The organism is Lacticaseibacillus thailandensis DSM 22698 = JCM 13996, from assembly GCF_001436135.1.
Taxonomy (GTDB): domain Bacteria; phylum Bacillota; class Bacilli; order Lactobacillales; family Lactobacillaceae; genus Lacticaseibacillus; species Lacticaseibacillus thailandensis.
The window spans coordinates 104,598-124,335 of the sequence record NZ_AYZK01000001.1; the positions used below are offsets into that span (position 1 = coordinate 104,598).

A 19,738-nucleotide genomic window follows, 5' to 3' on the forward strand; every position below is an offset into this window, starting at 1 on the left:
GGTACACTCATCATATATTAATCAATCGGGAAAGAAGGAAACCAACATGTTTAACCCCAGTACTAAACTCAATGGTTGGTGGCAAAGCTAACATGGGGTGGGTTGCGTAGACGCAATCTGCCAAGACGCAGGTTGTGTCTATGTTGGTTTGTTTCACCGTGACCGCATAGGCATCCATGAAGGATCAGTCCTATGCGGGAGCACACAATAGACTTCCGCAATTAACTTTGTGGGAGTCTTTTTCTTTGCCTGCGTTTGTAGTTGTCACGAGGGAGAAGGAGAAACGCTATGAAACGAATGATTGCATTTATTACCGCCTTGGTGCTCTTCGTTGCCGGTTGCTACATTGCTGACGTGATGCCGCAGCATACCGCCAGTACCAGCAAGCCGCGTCAACATCAAGTAGTGAAGAAGGTCGGGATCTTACAGTTGATGTCACATCCGGCGCTGAACGCAATTCACAAAGGAATTGTGGCCGGACTCAAAGATGAAGGTTATACCGCGGGGAAGAACCTCAAAATCGATTTTCAGAACGCGCAAAATGACCAGAGCAACCTGAAGTCGATGGCGACGCGGTTCGTAAACGAAAAGGAGGACGCCACGGTGGGCATTGCGACCCCATCGGCGCAGGCGCTGGCGAACGCGACCAGCAAGATTCCGGTGGTCATGGGAGCCATTACCGACCCCGTGTCAGCCAAGCTGGTTGACAGTGTGAAGAAGCCCGGCGGCAACGTGACTGGTGTGTCCGACCAGGCGCCCATAGACGCACAACTCCAATTGATTCGCAAGATTTTACCACACGCTAAAACGTTAGGCGTAATCTACACCAGTTCAGACGATTCGTCGCAAGCACAAGTGAAGTTGGTCGAACAAAAGGCACCTAAGTACGGCTTTACCATCAAGACATTTTCTATCAACTCGACCAATGATCTCCAGCAGGTAGCCCAACAGATGGTGACGCAGGTTGACGCGATTTTTGTTCCAACTGATAACACCATTGCTAGTGCCATGCCAACGTTGGCGAGTGTGGCGAATGGCGCCAAAAAGGCAATTTTCCCAACTGTTGACACGATGGTTGAAGACGGTGGCTTGGCCACGGTGGGGTTGAACCAGTACGACTTGGGCGTAAAGACCGGCAAGATGGTGGCACGCATCCTCAAGGGTCAAGATCCTGCCACCACCCCCGTTGAGTTTATGACCAAGGGTGATTTGGTAATCAACCAAAAAGTTGCCAATCAGCTAGGTATCAAGATTCCCGCGCAGTTAATGCGGGAGGCAAAAGCTTCCGGAAAGGTTGTGAAATAAATGGGTGTATGGATTTCAGCAATTAGTCAAGGTTTACTGTTCGGTATCATGGGCATTGGTTTGTTCCTGACTTTCCGGATCCTCGATTTTCCCGATATGACCGTTGAAGGGACGTTCCCGTTTGGCGCGGCGGTAGCCGTCACGGCCATTGCACATGGGGTCAGCCCCATCATTGCGACGATTCTCGCTGCGTTGGCGGGCATGGTGGCCGGATTGATCACGGGTTTATTGGCCACCAAGGGCCACATGCCGCTACTACTAGCCGGCATTCTGGTGATGACGGCGCTGTACTCGGTGAACCTGCGGATTATGGGGCAGTCAAACTTGTCGTTACTGGGGATGAAAAACCTCTTTACCGGTAAGTGGATGAATAGCATGCCGCCCTATATCGGTAGCGTCATCTTTGGTTTCATTGTGGTCACCATCGTGGTGGCACTACTGATGGTGTTTCTCAACACGCGTTTGGGCCAAGGCTTCATTGCTGCCGGTGATAACCGCAACATGGCGCGCTCTCTAGGGATTAATCCTGACCACATGCAGGTGCTGGGCTTGGTAGTGGGTAACGGCCTGATCGGTTTATCTGGCGGGCTGGTTGCCCAAAGTGATGGTTATGCCGACGTCTCGATGGGGGTGGGGGTCATCGTCATTGGCCTCGCCGCCATTATCATTGGCGAAGTGCTCTTTGGTGAATTGACCCTGAGCCAGCGGTTGATTGCCGTAGTCTTAGGCAGCATCGTGTACCGGTTTGTCATTGTAATCGTGCTGGACTTGGGCTTCTCTGCGGACGACCTCAAGTTGGTCTCGGCCGTGGTCCTGGCGTTGTCCATCATTTTGCCGCAATTGAACGACCGGTTCCGTTTGAAGCGCACGCTACGGAAAGGGGTAAGTAGCGATGACTAACACACAGCTAGAACTCAAAGACGTTGCGGTCAACGTGGTGGCTGGTCATGAGGTCAAAACGTTACTGTCCAACATTAACCTCAAGCTTGACCAGGGCGACTTTGCCACGGTCATTGGTACCAACGGCGCGGGCAAGTCGACCATGTTTAACGCCATTGCTGGGGATCTCGAAATCACCCACGGTACGATTCATATTGCTGGCCAGCGGGTAGACCGCGAGTCACCGGAAAAACGCGCGCGTCTGATTGCGCGCGTCTTCCAGGATCCCAAGATGGGGACCGCACCACGGATGACGGTGGCCGAAAACCTCGCGCTGGCCTCGCACCGCGGCGAGCGGCTTGGTCTGAAATCGCGCGCACTGCGGGCACAGATGGCGCGGTTTAAGGCAATTACGGCGTTAGCGCCCAACGGCTTGGACGAGGCGCTGAATAAGCCAACCGAAGAATTATCTGGGGGCCAACGGCAGGCCTTGTCACTGCTAATGGCCACTATGCGCAATCCAGAATTGTTGATGCTGGACGAACACACCGCCGCCCTGGATCCGCATACGAGCCAAGCCGTCATGGAATTGACTCAGCGGATCGTCGCCGAGAATCACTTAACGTGCTTGATGGTGACCCACCAGATGGACGACGCCCTCAACTACGGTAACCGACTCATTGTGGTTGATGCGGGTCACATCGTGGCGGATTACAGTGGTGACGAGAAGCAGCAGCTTTCCCGGGCAGACTTACTGCAGTACTTTGCGTAGAGCTAAAATCGGCGGCGTACAGGCCCAGTTGGGAGTGTACGCCGCCTTTTTGTAGTACAATAGGTGCCAATCTAACTCGGGGAGGTGTCGGTATGAACGCGAAGGAGTTACAGGACTTAGTTGAACGTGTCAGCGCCCAAGACTTTGGTCGCCCATTCACTGACCAGGCAGTGTTCAATGGTCGGTTGCGCACCACGGGTGGGCGCTTCTTCCCGGGGGATATGCACCTGGAGTTCAATACCCGCATGTTTGCGGTAGTAGATCACGCCACCCAGGTGGGCATTATTCGTCATGAGCTGACCCACTACCACTTATACCGAGCCCATCGCGGCTACAAGCACCGTGACCGGGATTTTCGACGGTTATTACAGCAGGTGGATGGTTTACGCTACGCTCCCGCACTGACCAGCGGCCGCCCACAATCGACATTATTGTATCGTTGTACCCGCTGCGGCGCGGAGTATCCGCGGCGGCGACACATTAACACCAAGCGGTACGTTTGCAGTCGGTGCCATGGTCGCCTGGTCTTGGTCAACAAACCTGGTTAGTGGTTGAGTGGCAGTTGGAGCGTAGTATATTGTGGCGTGTACCCCAAATGCTGGTACAGGGCGCGGGCGGCCTCGTTAGTGGCCGCAACGTTAAGCTGGACAAAGTCGAGGTGCGCTGCGGTTGCCCAAGTTTGCACGGCCGCTAATAACGCGCTGGCAACGCCGTGACGGCGAGCGGTCGGGGCCACGTAGATGTCAACTAGGTACGCAAAGCGGTGGGGGATGATGCCGGGGCCTGCACCAGTCGTGGCGGTGGTGACGGTGGCAAAGGCGTCTACGGGCTGCACGTCATGGACAAAAGCGGTGGCACTATCGCCTACGATGTATTTGGCGACGGCTTGTAAGTCAGGCTCACCGAGTGGTTTGAACATGGTGGGATTCAGCTGGGCAAGCTCACTGATTAGTTGTTGGTGCAGACGCGCGATGGTCGGCGCGTCGGTTAGTTGAGCGGTACGAATGGCCATAAATCGGTTCTCCTTTGCTGTTAATGTGGTCCGTAATCATGCAAAACCGCCAGCGTAATTCTAAATTGGCGTTGACATCAACTACGGTTCACGGCATAATAGTTCTTGTGCTTATGAGCACAGCATAGCAGATATGCGGGCGTGGCGGAATTGGTAGACGCGCAAGATTAAGGATCTTGTGGCCCTTGGGCCATGGAAGTTCGAGTCTTCTCGCCCGCACTCATGAAGAGTATCGCGTTGTCGGTGCTCTTTTTTTGTATCATCAAGTGGACCAGTTTGCCCCACAGCGAAGTAGCGTTTCCGGGTCGGCTACTATCACGGCACTGGGTACGTCACGACCTTGGGGACACTAGTAACGTTAGCACCATTGTCAGTAGCATATTACGCTGTCGGCAAAGTTTTCAGTGCTAGTTTAGTGTAAAATAGGCGTATCAATTTCTAAGGAGGACGTAACCATGCGTCGACGTCGTAGTTCGGCTTACCGTATCAGTATTATGTCCCTATTAGTAGCACTAATTATTCTGCAGTCAGCATTACCCATGGTGGGCTACATTTCCCTGGGGGGTATTTCCATCACCACACTGCACCTAACCGTTATCGTTGGGGCCGTTGTGCTGGGTACCAGTTACGGGACCGCACTTGGGGCCGTGTGGGGCCTGTCTAGTTGGATCATGGCCTTTGTGCGGCCGTCCGATGTGCTCACGATTTTGCTGTTCCGGAATCCCATCATTGCCTTCTTGCCGCGGATTTTGGCCGGTTTGGTGGCGGGGGTACTGTTTAACCAGTTACTGCCCCGTGTACGCACGGGTGTTGGTGGCAGTATTAAGATGGCCATAGCCGGTATTGGCGCGGCATTAACCAACACGCTATTGGTGGTGGCGTTGACGTGGGTATTTTACGCCAGCAAGGCCGCCGCGCTTATTGGACATGGGGCTAATACCAGTAACTTTGGCTGGGTGATGTTGGCCCTACTGGGAGTGAACGCAATTGCTGAGGTGATCATGGCTGGAGTGATCACGCCCATCCTGGGTCAGGCGTTAATACGGTTTCGCCGGCGTTAACGGCGTGCAGTATCCGTCTGAACATGGTGGTATGAATTTACTGGGAAAGGAGTACGATCATTCATGCGCATTGGGTTACGCACCGTGAAAACAGCTGTTGGTGCCGTGGTAGCGATGATGATTGTGGAAATGCTGGGCATTGCCAACTGGTGGGTAGCCGGTTTATTGACGGTGTTAGCCGTTCGCGGGACGACACGGGCAAGCGTACGGTTGGCGTTGCACCGTGGTATCGCCGCGGTGATTGCCGGCGCGCTGGGTGCCGTTTTCTTTTTACTAGTGGGCTTTAACGCGTGGGCATACGGACTAACCTTACTGTGTTTCTTTCCCGTCATGGTGGGTTTACGCATGACTGAGGGTATCGTTGAGGGCGCCATTATCGTCACCGTCATGTTGACCAACGGGGTGGTGAACCGCAATCAGCTATTGGGCCTGTTCGTTATTGTGGTGATCAGTTCGGCGGTGGGCATCTTTCTCAATTTATTCATGCCCAACGTCGATGACAAAATTCAGACGCACCAAACGGCGGTCACCAGCATGATGACGACGACGTTGCAAAGCATGGCTGAGGAGCTGACCGGTAATAACCAGGCTGATAACCAAGCAGCGGCTGACCGGGTGTGGTTGCAGTTGGCGCAGGTTAAAGAAGCCATTGATCACGGACGCCGCTGGACGTTTCAACATTACGACAACCAGATCTTGGCAGAGAACGACTACTACCGGGCCTACTTTGAGATGCGCAATCATCAATACGAACAGCTTCGCACCATGCAGAAATGTTTGGATGAGGGTGGCGGCCAGCTGGAGGAACGGGACGCGTTACGTGGAGTCGTGGCAGCTGCAGCCAAGTTGCTTGGTGAAGAGTCACCGTCAGCCACATTAATGACTGCGGTTAAAAAGATTAAGCGTAATTTGTTACAGAATTCGTTGACCAAAGATAAAAATGCGTTGCTGATTCGCAACGAGACGCTGTTGTTTACCCGGAGCTTGGGTGAATTACTGAATACAAAGCGGCAGTTCGCATTGGTCGTCAACGCCCAGAAATAAACCAAGAAAAGGATTTCAAAAGCTTGCAAGTGGGTCGAGGCCGTGTTACTATAACAATGTACTTTTTGAATGGTCAAGGGTTCGATTGTTCGTTAGAATATCTCCTTTTGCACCAAACAAGAAATGCACACATTATTTTAAAACGCACTAGTTAGGTGCAAGGAGGATTTTTCTAATGGAAAATGGTACTGTAAAGTGGTTCAACGCTGAAAAAGGTTACGGTTTTATTACTCGTCAGGACGGCAGTGACGTATTCGTTCACTTTTCCGCTATCCAGGGCGACGGCTACAAAACCCTTGAAGAAGGCCAAGCCGTAACTTTCGAAGTTGAAAACAGCGATCGTGGTCCTCAGGCGGTTAACGTCAACAAGGACTAGTTCATTGTTAAAAAGTCGTCCGGTTCGCCGGGCGGCTTTTTTTGTGCCCCAAATTCGCCGAATTAGTCAAACTAGTTTTTCACTAGGATACTAATTAGTAGTTGTGTTTGCCAAATAATCGATACAGCTGATTTTTCACGTATATATTATGAACTATTGTGTAATAGCATTTCAGGCGTGCATACTGTGGCTTCACTTGAACAGTTACCCGCCCAGAATATATACTTGTCCTTTGTATCGGTGAATCGTATGCAAATGGTAAATGTTGCGTGGAGGGAATATTCTTGAAGAGGACTTTTAAGAGTACATATTTTTGGTATAGCGTGATGTTTCTCATCGTCACGCTGGTTACCATGGGATTTCTGTTTGTGGGTGGTGTTAGCCTTGTTGAAAACAATGATGGAATAGGTCAACATTTTCCAGCGCTAATTTATTGGCACAATGAAGTTATAAATTTATTATTGCATCATTCTTACATTCCGAAATTTGATTGGCATTTTGGCCTGGGTCAGGACACAATCGGTGTTTTGTCTTATTACGTAATTGGTGATATTTTCTTTTATCCATCGTTGATTTTTCCAGCCTCATTACTGGGCTATTATTACACCGTAGCCGCGATATTTCGTGTTTATCTAATAGGTATATCGTTTATTTTTGCAGCCAAACGTATTTCAAAGCTTTCTCAAATAGGATTATTAATTGGGGCTTTAGTGTACACATTTTCTGGATATACCTCCAGGGTTTTGTATACTCATCCCTTTTTCAGTACGGCGCTAATTATATTGCCACTACTAGTTTTAAACGTTTATAAAGTCAGTACGTCTGCTAATAAACGTAATAGAATTGGTTTAACGTTAGTTGTGGCGTGGGCGTTAGTGAATAACTTTTATTTTGGTGAGCTTCTCGGTATAGGAACTTTTGTTTTTTGGATTTCCCTATTGGCTACACACCGCGAATTAGTTCGCGTAAAATCAATATTATCCGTAATATTGTCAGTGATTACTGGAGCCATGATCAGCGCAGTAATACTGCTGCCATCGCTAATACAAGTGATGGGTTCCGCTAGAACTGGCCATCAATTAGCCAACGGGCTAAGTGTGTATCCTTTAAGCTATTATGTTAGCTTGCCGGGAACACTCATTAGCAACTTTAATATGGAATTCTGGGTCGTTGGTGGAGTTATTGGTTTTGGTGTTATGGGATGTGTATGGTCGCTAAGACGGTGGAAGCAGTTTAAAACCACCAATGTAATATTTTTACTTGCAGTTTTAGCTGTGATGTTTCCGGTAGTAGCGGCATTTATTAATGGCGGTAGCTCACCCAGCAATCGTTGGGTGTTCATGCTCCTTTTTCCCATTGCCTTATCTGCTGCGAGGATGGTTACAAATTGTGTTTCCCTTTCCAATAAAGATATTCTGATCATGTTTGTGGTTGGTATTTTATCGGCTTTTAGTCTGTTTGCAATCTCAGGATTTAATGTTGGTTTTAGTGCTGCGTTTGTTGTGTTTACTTTTTTTGCTGAATTGGTATTTTTGAGTGTACCTTTAAAAAAAATGGGAAGTTATGGTAATACGCTGATTGTGCCACTGTTTATGATTTTCATGACCCTTATTAATGCAGCAGTCATTATGCGAGGAACACATACTAATCAATGGGATAGTGAAAAATCAGAACTTATTAGTTATAGCGCTCTGCGGAAAATTGTGAGTGAGCAGAATAATTATTATACGCATGGGCGTATCTTGGTTGGAAACGATGAATTGGGGGCATTCAAAGGCGTTGCTAGGTATGGGAATTTACCCTCTATTGGTGGAAAACATAATATTGAAAGTTATTGGTCGCTTCAAAATAATGACTTGTTTAAATTCAGCAAGGCTTTACAAAATAAAGCGGCTAATCCTAATATTGCAATTTCCAATTTGGATAACCGATCAATTCTACTAAAATATCTTGGCGTCAAGCATGTTTATGTTCGTCCTGGATCAGGTGCCCCACTGGGGTATAAAGCAACTGGACGATTAGTTAATGGACAAATTGATTATTCAACCAGCAATGTGCTTCCACTGGTATTTGCCCAGAAAGAACGGTGTTCAGCAAGAAAATTTTCTAGGCTGAGCCCATCTAGTAAGGAAGGAGCCATTATTGGCACTCAAGTGGTAAATGGTGCGATAAAAGTTAGGCAAGAAGCCAGTGCTGATTTTGCAAGCCAAATCGTGCCAATCAAGAGAGGAAGCGTTGTGCATCAAAGCATCACGGTTCATCGAGCACAAAATTTGAACAATGGTGCGAAAAGTATCAATTTATGTTTGGAAAAGTCAATGCAGGGCAGAGAGCTACATGTTTCATTACAAAACATAGTGTATGTTCCATATTCCTTCAGGCAACGTTATTCAAATGCTGTAAACCAATATAACGCCAATGGTGCCATGGGTAATCGTAGAAATACGCGACTATTCAAGATGAATTGGCTTAAAAATAATTTATTAAGTAATAGTAACGGAGGACTTTATAGCATCAATTTCAATTATGGTGGTTACAAAAACTACTTTAACCAGTCAGGGAGGTACGATTTATCGTTCTTTAACCCGGAATCTGCAACAACAATTAATCTTGGTGAAGTACAACGGAATAATTCAACCCTGACTTTAACACTGCCTCCTACTGGCTATATCAGTTTTAAGTTAACTGTGTGGGTAACACCCTCGATTAAACAGACTGATTTGGCAATTTCTCAGGATGATGCCGCAAAGAGTATGAAGATTTCCCCAGATAAAATTTCGTTTACTTCCCCAGACAGTGTCAAAAAAACGGCCGTTTTGTCTAGTACTATTCCATATAGCACTGGTTGGCATTTAAAGGGTAGTGATAAGATATTGCCTCGAGTAAATTATGGCTTTATTGGTATCCCTAATAAGGAAGGCAAGATCATCCTTTATTACGATACTCCGGGATTAAGAACAGGTATGCTAGTCACACTTTTAGGATTGGTGGCTTTTGCTATTGAAGCATTTGGCTATAAGGGCAGACAGAAGAAAAAATAGTAGGTGTTTGTTGGTTAATGTGAAGTTGGGTGGGATAGAGTTGCAAATACCAACTATGTTGACGCTGGAAAATTTATACTCTGCTGCAGATTTTTACCTTGGTGGTTTAGTATTCGTTGGTTATGAGCATTTGACTATATAAATTTCAATTCAGCCTATTAATTACACTACACTGACTTACTGGGGGTGTCTGCATGGCGAGAAAACGTAAATCCAAACTGCGGCGCCGCTGGTCGCGCTGGTGGCGGCGCCACCCACTCCCGACAGGGCTGATCTCCACGTTGGCAATTATCGTAGTGGGAGTGACGGTGATTGGAGTACGGGCATTTCAACAAGCGGGTAATAATGCCGCGCGGGTAGCTACAACCAACCGCCAGCACCAGCAGTTTATCAATCACCTTGCAGGTTACGCCCAAACGCTACAAATCAACTATGGTGTCCGGGCCAGTATTACGTTAGGGCAGGCGGTGTTGGAAAGTGACTGGGGGACGAGTAAGCTCGCCAGCCAGTACCACAATCTTTTCGGGGTCAAAGCTGACGCGCAACAAGTTGGCAAGGAATTGTCGACGCAGGAATATCGTCACGGGCAGTGGGTCACGGTGACCGCGAAGTTTCGCACCTACAGTAGCGACTACGCGTCGATGCGGGAGCACGCTGAGCTACTGCAAAACGGCACGAGCTGGAATGCCCAGCAGTATCAGGGCGTGATTCACGCGGCTACGTACCAAGACGCTGCCCGGGCATTGCAGAGCAGTGGTTACGCGACGGATCCCACCTATGCCCGTAAATTAATCAAGATAATTCAACAGTACCGGCTCTACCGTTACGATCAGCAAAATACGTCTAGCAGCAGTCGGTAAGCGGCGGCCCGGTCAGGGCGGCCGCTTTGTTGTATCATGCTGATGCTAGTGCTGTGGCCTCGAGCTAAACGAGCTAAACCCGAATGATTTATTCATGTAGCATTATTTTATTCGGTTGTGTAGGAACTGCTTTTGTGTTAAAGTTATCATCATCTTGAAGCACTTTGTCATTAATGGGAGGAATTAAACGGTGAAATTACTTGAGGATCGTATCCGTCGCGATGGGACGGTGATTGGGACCGACGTGTTGAAGGTGGATAACTTTTTGAACCACCAGGTGGATCCCGATTTAATGCAAGCGATGGGTGCGGAGTTTTATCGTCAATTTCACGATGCCAATATTACTAAAATTTTGACGGTGGAAAGTTCGGGGATTGCGCCAGCCCTGGCGACCGCGATGGAATTTCACGTACCGATGGTCTTTGCCCGTAAGCACAAGTCGTTGACGTTGAAGGATGATCTGTATACCGCGAACGTTTTTTCGTTCACCAAGCAGACTAGTAATACCATCGCCATTGCCCACAAGTTTCTCAGTGCCGACGACCGGGTGTTGATCATTGATGACTTTCTCGCCAACGGGCAGGCGGTCAAGGGCCTGACTGAGATTATTGCGGATGCCGGAGCCACGTTGGTGGGTGCCGGCATTGTTATCGAAAAGACATTCCAAAAGGGACGGCAGATGCTTGATGAGCAAGGGGTACGCGTGGTTTCGCTTGCGCGGATTGCGGCGTTTGCGGACGGTCAAGTTGTCTTTGCGGACGAGCAGGACGCTGAATAGTCACGAGTAAATCGAGGAGGTTATCATGGCACAAAGCTCTACGCAACATTTGACGGAACCCGAAGCTGCTGTGCTGGGCATCCAGCACCTCTTGGCAATGTATTCCGGCTCGATTCTAGTGCCTATTTTGATTGGCGCGTCGCTGCACTTTTCCTCCGCACAGATGACTTATCTAGTTTCGATTGACATTTTTATGTGTGGGGTGGCGACAGCACTCCAAATTTTTGCCAACCGGTTCTTTGGGATTGGGCTACCCGTCATCCTCGGGTGTGCCGTGCAGGCGGTGGCGCCGTTAATTTTGATTGGTCAAAAGTTTGATTTTCAGACGATGTACGGGGCCATCATTGTTGCCGGGTTGTTTGTGTTCCTGATTGCGGGCTTCTTCGCCAAAATCAGGCGCCTGTTTCCACCGTTAGTCACGGGTACCGTAATCACGGTAATCGGGTTGTCGCTGATCCCCGTGGCCTTTCAAAACTTGGGTGGTGGGACGACTACGGCAAGAGTTATGGTGACTTGCAAAATCTACTGGTTGGAGGTTTCACCCTGGTGGTAATCCTCGTGATCAACGCGTGGGGCAAAGGTTTTATCCGCTCGATCGCCATTCTGATTGGTTTAGTAGCCGGCACCCTGTTGGCCGGCGCCTTGGGGATGGTCAGCCTGGCACCAGTAGCTGCGGCCAGCTGGTTTCACGTGCCCACACCGTTTTACTTTGGCGTGCCCCACTTTGAGTGGTCGTCCATCGTGACCATGATCCTGATTTCGATGGTATCAATGGTGGAAAGTACCGGTGTTTTCTTTGCCCTGGGGGACATTGTGGGACGTGAGATCAAAAGTGATGACTTAAAGCGCGGCTACCGCGCCGAGGGGTTGGCAGTCATGCTCGGGGGTGTGTTTAACACGTTCCCGTACACCACGTTTAGCCAAAACGTGGGGTTGGTGCAATTATCAGGTATTAAGAGTCGCAAACCGGTGATTTATTCGGCCTTTTTCCTCGTGCTGCTTGGCTTACTGCCAAAAGTGGGGGCGCTGGCTACAATCATTCCGTCAGCCGTTTTAGGCGGGGCCATGGTTGTGATGTTTGGTATGGTGGCCGTACAGGGCATCCGGATGCTCGGTACAGTCGACTTCCATGATGATCACAACTTACTCGTGGCCGCTATATCCATTGGCCTGGGGCTGGGCGTGACCGTGCAGCCAGGTATTGTGCAGTGGCTGCCCAAGACGGTGCAGATGTTTGCGTCATCCGGGATTTTGATGGCCAGCGTTTCTGCAGTTTTACTAAATTGGCTGTTCGGTCTGGGTCATCGCCACGCCTAGTCTGCTACAATAACAAGGGTAATCGGCGGTTAGTTGACGCCAGTGTGCGTTGGTAGCCGGTTGTAGACGGATAGGAGTGTTGGTCATGAGTAATTTTATCGAACCGGGCGCAACCGTTGGTATCATCGGCGGTGGTGCAGCGGCTTTGCAGTTGGTACGGGCAGCCCACGATTTGGGTATGCATGCAGCGGTCCTGGCGCGCACGAATGGTGACGTGGCGTTAACGGAGGCCGAATTCCCACTGGTAGGGCGTAGCACGGACGTCGACGCGTTGGAACAGTTACGTGACCTGTCGGCGGTGATTACATACATTGACGAGTCCGTGGCGGATGCGACCACGCTCGATGACTTGGTACCCGCTGAGAAAATTCCCGGCGGTACCGACTTTCTGGCCATGGCGCAGGATCGTTATCTGGAAAAAGTCTTTCTGGAGGACTTGAACATGAACGTGCTGCCGTACGCACAGGTGGTTACGGCGGATGACATCGACAAGGCCGTCAACGCGGTCGGGTTCCCGAGCATCCTGAAGCCGATTCAAAAAGGCATCGGGCAGGACCAGCAGCTCGCCCTGACTAACGATGCCGACATTTGGCGTGCTAAGGGTCTGCTGGAAAAGCGTCCGTACATTGTGGAAGCTTGGCTAGACCATCCGCGTGAATTTGCCATTACCGCAATTCGCACCGCCGATGGTATGCAGGTACTCCCCGCGGTTGAAAACAAGGTGGCCCACCATGAGCTGCAGTACACCATTTTGCCGGCCCAGGTAGACAGTGCTGTGGCCGAGGAGATGGAGCGCATTACGCGCAAAGTCGGGGAGCAAATTACACAGGTCGGGTTGTTCACGGTCGAATTTTTCTTGACCAGTGAAGGTACGCTGTACGTTAAACGTCTGTCCCCGGGGCCCCATCAAAGTGCAGATGTATACACCTCCGCGACCACGTCGTCGCAGTACACGCTCCACATGCGTGCTGTTTGTGGTTGGCCCGTAGCGGAAGTGCGGGTGATGGACGGTGCGGTGATGAAGCCGTTGCGGCCGGAGCAATTGGGCGCAGTGAGCGTCCAGATTCAAATCAAGCCGGACTGGCACTGGCGCTTCTTTCCGGAGGGCAGTCCCGTATTTGGTGAACTGACCGTGTTGGGCGCACCCACCAAAGTCATTGAGCAACTCAACGCGACCGGGGATCTGGCACTGGACTTGAACGCGGATTAACGGTGGCCGTGGCGGCTGCTTTATCTGCACTATGGCGGTCAGGGTTAGTCCAAATATCAATTTGATGATTGGCACCAAGCATTAGTAGTTCGGTCGTTTACTTTGGGGTTAATACGAGGAGGTACGGAACGTATGATTGATCGCTACAGTCGCAACGCCATGGCACAGGTTTGGTCCGAGCAGAACAAGTACGCTGCCTGGCTGGAGGTCGAAATTCTGGCGGTAGAAGCCCACGCGCAGATTGGGGTGGTTCCCACAGCTGATGCAGCCGCGGTGCGCGCTCATGCCAGTGTGGACGCGGATGAGGTCGCGCGTCTGGAGGTTGAAACGCGGCACGACGTGGTGGCGTTCACGCGGGCGGTGTCCGAGACACTCGGTGACGAGAAAAAGTGGGTGCATTACGGCTTGACGAGTACGGATGTCGTCGACACGGCGCAGGGCTACTTATTCAAGCAGGCTGATGCTATTTTGCGCCAAGATCTTGCGGACCTGGTGGCAGTGGTCAAGCGTCGGGCCCTAGAGTTCAAGGACACGGTCATGATGGGCCGGACGCACGGTGTCCACGCAGAGCCGACAACGTTTGGCTTGGTGCTCGCTAACTGGTACGCGGAGTTGCGACGTGACCAGCAACGCTTTGAGGATGCGGCCCAAGACGTGGAGGCGGGTAAGATTAGCGGGGCCGTCGGTACCTTTGCCAACACGCCGCCGTCCGTGGAAAAGTACGTTACGGACCACCTGGGCATTCGGGCGCAGGATATCGCGACGCAGGTGTTGCCGCGTGACTTACACGCCCACTACATTCAGACGTTGGGGTTGATTGCGACGTCGATCGAGCGGTTTGCGACCGAGGTGCGGCACTTGCAGCGTAGCGAGGTGCACGAAGTGGAAGAACACTTCCGGCCCGGCCAAAAAGGTAGTTCGGCGATGCCGCACAAACGCAACCCGATTGGTTCCGAAAACGTGTCGGGATTGGCGCGCATTATTCGTGGATATGCCACGCCGGCACTGGAAGACGTCAACTTGTGGCATGAGCGGGATATCAGTCACAGTTCGGCGGAACGCATCATGTTGCCGGACGCCACGGGGCTGTTGGACTACATCCTGCACCGCTTTACGGGTATTATTGACCAACTGGACGTGTTCCCAGACCGGATGCTCAAGAACATGAACGCGACCCACGGGCTGATATACAGTCAGCGGTTGTTGCTACAACTAATTGATGTGGGTGGCTTGAGTCGTGAAGCAGCGTACGACCGCGTGCAGCCACTGACCGCCCAGGCGTGGGACGAGGGGCGTGATTTCCGCAGTTTGGTGGAAGCCGACCCCGTCATCAGTAAAACGTTGACCCCAGCGCAGATTGCGGATGCCTTTGATTACCACTATCACCTCAAGTACGTCGACACGATCTTTGAGCGGTTAGGTTTGCAATAAACAGCTCATTATCAGCACCAGCGATGCTCCGTTACGAGCATCGCTGGTGCTGTTTGTTTCCCGCCGAACAGGGCTGGAGGGTCGTCATCTTCTGAAGCCGCATCGCGAATGTAAATCGGGTCGAATCGCACCAAGTTGCTACCATCACTGACAGCGTCCAGCCCGCCTTTTGTCGGCACCGGTTTTTTGGTAGAATTAGTAACTGATTGTAGACGCAAATAGAACACGGGGGCACTTCATTAATGGCAACACAGACGATTCTCAAAGGTATGAACGATAAACAAAGTGAGGCCGTACTGACCACTGAGGGCCCCGTGCTCATCATGGCCGGCGCCGGTTCCGGTAAGACGCGGGTATTGACGCACCGCATTGCCTACCTCATTGAGGAACAAAACGTTAACCCGTGGAACATTCTCGCCATTACCTTTACCAACAAAGCCGCGCGGGAAATGCGCGAACGGGTCGGTAAGTTGCTGGATCCGGAGTTGGCCCGCGATGTGTGGGTCTCCACCTTTCACGCCCTGTGCGTGCGGATTTTACGGCGTGACATTGAAAAGTTGGGCTACAACCGCGCCTTTACAATTGCCGATTCATCCGAACAGTTGACACTGATCAAGCACGTGATGCGTGACCAGAACATCGATACCAAGCAGTTTGATCCCAAAGCGGTTCTTGGTGCGATCAGCAGTGCGAAGAACGAACTGTTGACGCCGAAGGATTATGCCGATCAGGCAGCCAGCCCGTTTGAGAAGATCACGGCCGACGTGTACAAGGAGTACCAACACCGGTTACGGGGTGATTCCGCCCTCGACTTTGATGACTTGATCATGCAGACCATTCTCCTCTTCCGGCAGGACGCCGACACGCTGGCCTTCTACCAACGCAAGTTTCACTACGTGCACGTGGACGAATATCAAGATACTAACGAAGCCCAGTACCAATTAGTGCGGCTACTGGCGGACGGTTATCACAACCTGTGCGTGGTTGGTGATGCTGACCAAAGTATCTATGGCTGGCGTGGGGCCAACATGCAGAACATTTTGGACTTCAAGAAGGATTACCCGACCGCCCAAGTGATTCTATTGGAACAAAATTACCGGAGCACGCAAAACATCCTGGACGCAGCCAACTCGGTGATTGCCAACAACGCGAACCGGCAAGTCAAGCACCTGTGGACTGAAAACGGGACCGGCGACAAAATCACCTATTACCGGGCTCAAAGTGAACGGGATGAGGCGTACTTCATCATCCGCCAGATTGAAAAGTTGGTGCGTGATGGTCACTACAAGTATGGCGACTTTGCCATTTTGTATCGGACTAACGCTCAGTCGCGTTCCGTCGAAGAGGCTTTCCTTAAAAGCTCCATTCCGTACAAAATTGTTGGCGGGCACAAGTTCTATGACCGTAAGGAAATTCGGGATGCGCTCGGCTACTTTAGTTTGGTGGTTAATGGTGACGACAACCTCAGCTTTGAACGGGTCGTAAACTCCCCGAAGCGGGGTATTGGTCCGGGTAGCATTGCTAAATTGACAGCCTTTGCCAATGAACACGGGTGGTCGTTGCTGGAAGCTGCACAAAACGTCGAGTTATCGCCCATTCCGACACGGCCGCGGAAGCAGTTTGCTGAGTTTGCCGACATGATTAGTAAGCTCAGCAAAAAGCGGGCGGATGGCACCATTAGTGATTTAATGGAAGCCGTTCTGGAAGACTCTGGCTACCTGGATGCCTTGCGTAATGAGCACAGCATCGAGGCGGATGCACGGATCGACAACTTGCAGGAACTGTTGACTGTGACCCAGAATTTTGATGCCCATTATGAGCCCGAGGATGAGGACAGTGATATCTTTGTCGACTTCCTAGCCGAATTAGCCTTGGTGTCAGATCAGGACGACGTTGAGGAAGAGGCGCAAGAGGTCACGCTGATGACCCTGCACGCCGCAAAGGGGTTGGAATTCCCCGTGGTCTTCCTCATCGGTATGGAAGAGGGGTTATTCCCGTTATCCCGGGCTGCAGCTGACGAAAGTGAGCTTGAAGAAGAGCGTCGTCTGGCGTACGTGGGGATTACCCGCGCCAAGAAGAAGCTGTTTTTGACCAACGCCTATTCGCGGATGTTCCACGGCCAGCACCAAAACAATCCAGCCAGTCGGTTCATTGACGAGATCGATGGTGATTTGTTGGACGTGGCCAATGCGGCGGCACCGACCAGCGACATTCCGTTTATCGATCGGCGGGATTATGGTCGTACCGGTAGCACTAGTAGCAACCAACCCTGGGCACGGGAACGTAACGCGCGGGCTCAAAGTACCGCCTATGGTTCTCACCAGCACAGTGATCACGCCAAAGTGGTCGCGGGGGCGCCTACTACCGGTGCTGGCACCGTCAGCTGGGCCGCCGGCGATAAGGTGACCCACCGTAAGTGGGGTGAGGGCACCGTGGTGAAGGTTGAAGGCACGGGTGAAGATCAGGAGCTCGACATCGCCTTTCCTGATCAGGGTGTGAAGCGACTCCTAGCCGCCTTTGCTCCCATTAAAAAGGTTGTGAAGTAACAATTAACTGGTGGTCGTAGGGCCATCACTACATAGTACGTAAGGAGGACCCCGATATGGCAACGAAACCTGAGGTCAGTTCGTTAACGTTAGCTGCAGCAACGACGGAGGCGGCGGCATTACGCACCCAACTCAACCAGTGGCGGCGAGAATACTACACGGAGGACGCGCCTAGTGTAACCGACGCCGAATACGACCAGCAGTACCAGCGTCTGTTGGCCATCGAGGGGCGTTTCCCTGCGTTGGTGGTGCCGGATTCGCCGACCCAGCAGGTGGGGGATGTGGTGTCACCAGATTTTACCAAGGTGCCACACCCAGTTCCCATGTTGTCAATGGGCGACGTCTTTTCGCTAGACGAGTTGGCCGACTTTGACGCGCGGTTGCGTAAAACCACAACCACTGATTTTGATTACAACGTGGAATTGAAGATCGACGGTCTGTCGCTCTCACTGGTGTATACTGATGGGCACCTCACCCAGGCATCGACGCGCGGAAATGGGCGCATTGGCGAGGACGTGACTGCCAACGCCCGGCAAATCGCGGATATTCCGCAGGAGTTGCCGCGGCCACTGAGCCTTGAGGTGCGTGGGGAGTGCTACATGCCCAAAGCAGCGTTTGCTCAACTCAATGCGGACCGGGAGGCGCAGGGCCTGGACGGCTTTGCTAATCCCCGGAACGCTGCGGCTGGTTCGTTGCGGCAGCTGGATCCGCGAGTTACTCAGCGGCGGCAACTCGCGACGTTTATGTACACGTTGATGGACGCCGACCAGTTCGGAGTCGCGCGGCAGAACGAGGCCATTCAGTTTATGGCGGACCTCGGCTTTGCGACCAACCCTAGTTCGGAAGTGCATCACGACGTTAGCACCCTGGCCGATTACATTGATCGGTACACGGCACAACGCGATAGCCTTAGTTATGGCATCGATGGAATTGTGCTCAAAGTTAACGACCTGGCACTGCAACAAGAGTTGGGGAACACCGTGAAGGTGCCGCGTTGGGAAATTGCGTATAAGTTTCCGCCTGAAGAAGCAGCCACCATTGTGCGGGATATTGAGTGGACCGTGGGCCGTACCGGAGTGGTGACCCCGACGGCGGTGATGGACACCGTGCCGCTGGCGGGTACCCAGGTGGGACGCGCCACGTTGCACAACCCTGATTTTATTGCGGCCAAGGATATTCGCGTGGGCGACACGGTGTACCTGCATAAAGCCGGTGACATCATTCCCGAGGTGTCGCGCGTGGATCTACAGCGGCGGCCAGCTGACAGTCACCCGTACGTGGTACCCACCCAGTGCCCCTCTTGCGGAGCTGAACTGGTGCACATTGAGGATGAGGTCGCGTTGCGGTGTATCAACCCAGCGTGCCCGGCCCAGATGCAGGCCCGCTTGACTCACTTTGCCAGCCGGGGTGCGATGAATATCGACGGGTTGGGGCCCAAGATCATCGCGCAGTTACTCGAGCGTGGGTTGGTTCACGACGTGGCGGACTTGTACACGCTGACGGCTGATGACTTGGGCCAACTGGATAAGTTTAAGGAAAAATCAATTGCGAACCTCTTGCAGGCCATTGATAATAGCCGGCATAATTCAGTTGAGCGCTTACTGACCGGCTTGGGTATTCGGCATGTGGGCGGCAAAGCGGCGAGTTTGATTGCGGCGGCGTTTGGCGACGTTGATGCCATCATGGCCGCTGATGCTGAGACCATTGCCGCCGTGCCGGGGGTCGGTCCCATCATTGCGGATGCGGTGGTGCAGTACTGTGCGCGGCCGGAATCGGCGGCGTTATTCGCTAAGCTAGCAGCTGCGGGTGTTAACTTGCAGTACACGACGGCGGCACCAGAACCGGCGGCGGATAGCTTTGTGAGCGGCCAGACGGTGGTAATCACCGGGAAGTTTGCGGCGTTTTCGCGTCCGGAGCTGACTAAGCGACTCCAGGGGCTAGGTGCCAAGGTGACTGGTTCGGTATCCGGCAAAACGGACCTGCTGGTCGCGGGTACTGATGCCGGTAGTAAGCTCACCAAGGCCCAGAACCTGGGCGTACGGGTGATGGATGAAGCAGAACTAATGCAGTCCCTAGATGAAAACTGAAATGAGAATTGAGGTAACG

Annotated in this window: 15 protein-coding genes, 1 tRNA gene and 1 pseudogene; 16 read left to right on the forward strand and 1 reads right to left on the reverse strand. The window is 51.8% G+C overall.

Going from position 1 to position 19,738, the window contains the following annotated elements:
- Positions 1-288 precede the first annotated feature (288 nt).
- The 4 genes from trpX (at position 289) to FD19_RS00505 (ending at position 3,504) form a co-directional block, all read left to right on the forward strand.
- On the forward strand, positions 289-1,305 hold the full coding sequence (gene trpX, locus FD19_RS00490) for a tryptophan ABC transporter substrate-binding protein (RefSeq protein ID WP_056968874.1): 1,017 nt from the start codon (positions 289-291) through the stop codon (positions 1,303-1,305).
- Positions 1,306-2,205, forward strand: coding sequence for an ABC transporter permease (locus FD19_RS00495; RefSeq protein WP_054749207.1), 900 nt, complete (start codon positions 1,306-1,308; stop codon positions 2,203-2,205).
- Entirely contained in the window at positions 2,198-2,956 is a 759-nt protein-coding gene (locus FD19_RS00500; RefSeq protein WP_054749208.1) for an ABC transporter ATP-binding protein, read from the forward strand. Before FD19_RS00495 ends, FD19_RS00500 begins: the two co-directional genes overlap by 8 nt.
- Positions 2,957-3,048: 92 nt before the next feature.
- Positions 3,049-3,504, forward strand: coding sequence for a SprT family protein (locus FD19_RS00505; protein WP_054749209.1), 456 nt, complete (start codon positions 3,049-3,051; stop codon positions 3,502-3,504).
- On the opposite strand, the gene FD19_RS00510 is transcribed toward FD19_RS00505, so the two are convergent.
- Positions 3,501-3,968 carry a GNAT family N-acetyltransferase gene (locus tag FD19_RS00510; protein WP_054749210.1) on the reverse strand — a complete coding sequence of 156 codons (468 nt, stop codon included), beginning with the start codon at positions 3,966-3,968 and terminating at the stop codon, positions 3,501-3,503. The two genes, FD19_RS00505 and FD19_RS00510, sit on opposite strands and share 4 nt — an antisense overlap.
- Before the next feature lie 135 nt (positions 3,969-4,103).
- On the opposite strand from FD19_RS00510, the gene FD19_RS00515 reads away from it, so the two are divergent.
- The 12 genes and pseudogenes from FD19_RS00515 to ligA all read left to right on the forward strand — a co-directional run bounded on the left by FD19_RS00515 (position 4,104) and on the right by ligA (position 19,719).
- Positions 4,104-4,187, forward strand: a tRNA-Leu gene (locus tag FD19_RS00515).
- A 236-nt stretch (positions 4,188-4,423) separates the two neighbouring features.
- Entirely contained in the window at positions 4,424-5,029 is a 606-nt protein-coding gene (locus FD19_RS00520; protein ID WP_054749211.1) for an ECF transporter S component, read from the forward strand.
- Positions 5,030-5,092: 63 nt separating this feature from the next.
- Entirely contained in the window at positions 5,093-6,073 is a 981-nt protein-coding gene (locus FD19_RS00525) for an aromatic acid exporter family protein (protein WP_054749212.1), read from the forward strand.
- A 175-nt stretch (positions 6,074-6,248) separates the two neighbouring features.
- Complete coding sequence (locus tag FD19_RS00530) at positions 6,249-6,449, forward strand: cold-shock protein (RefSeq protein ID WP_054749213.1); 201 nt, start codon at positions 6,249-6,251, stop codon at positions 6,447-6,449.
- Between the two features lie 284 nt (positions 6,450-6,733).
- A complete protein-coding gene (locus tag FD19_RS00535) occupies positions 6,734-9,490 on the forward strand; it encodes a YfhO family protein (RefSeq protein WP_056968875.1) in 2,757 nt (918 codons plus the stop codon).
- A gap of 194 nt (positions 9,491-9,684) precedes the next feature.
- Complete coding sequence (locus tag FD19_RS00540) at positions 9,685-10,350, forward strand: glycoside hydrolase family 73 protein (protein WP_056968876.1); 666 nt, start codon at positions 9,685-9,687, stop codon at positions 10,348-10,350.
- A gap of 190 nt (positions 10,351-10,540) precedes the next feature.
- Positions 10,541-11,128 carry a xanthine phosphoribosyltransferase gene (locus FD19_RS00545; protein ID WP_056968877.1) on the forward strand — a complete coding sequence of 196 codons (588 nt, stop codon included), beginning with the start codon at positions 10,541-10,543 and terminating at the stop codon, positions 11,126-11,128.
- 25 nt (positions 11,129-11,153) lie between these two features.
- Positions 11,154-12,445, forward strand: a pseudogene (locus FD19_RS00550) (nucleobase:cation symporter-2 family protein).
- A gap of 85 nt (positions 12,446-12,530) precedes the next feature.
- On the forward strand, positions 12,531-13,655 hold the full coding sequence (locus tag FD19_RS00555) for an ATP-grasp domain-containing protein (protein ID WP_056968878.1): 1,125 nt from the start codon (positions 12,531-12,533) through the stop codon (positions 13,653-13,655).
- A 132-nt stretch (positions 13,656-13,787) separates the two neighbouring features.
- Positions 13,788-15,086, forward strand: a complete 1,299-nt coding sequence (gene purB, locus FD19_RS00560) for an adenylosuccinate lyase (protein ID WP_054749219.1) — start codon at positions 13,788-13,790, stop codon at positions 15,084-15,086.
- Positions 15,087-15,328: 242 nt separating this feature from the next.
- Positions 15,329-17,632 carry a DNA helicase PcrA gene (gene pcrA, locus FD19_RS00565; protein ID WP_056968879.1) on the forward strand — a complete coding sequence of 768 codons (2,304 nt, stop codon included), beginning with the start codon at positions 15,329-15,331 and terminating at the stop codon, positions 17,630-17,632.
- 56 nt (positions 17,633-17,688) lie between these two features.
- Positions 17,689-19,719: an NAD-dependent DNA ligase LigA gene (gene ligA, locus FD19_RS00570; protein ID WP_056968880.1), complete on the forward strand. Its 2,031-nt coding sequence runs from the start codon at positions 17,689-17,691 to the stop codon at positions 19,717-19,719.
- The last annotated feature ends 19 nt before the right edge of the window (positions 19,720-19,738 follow it).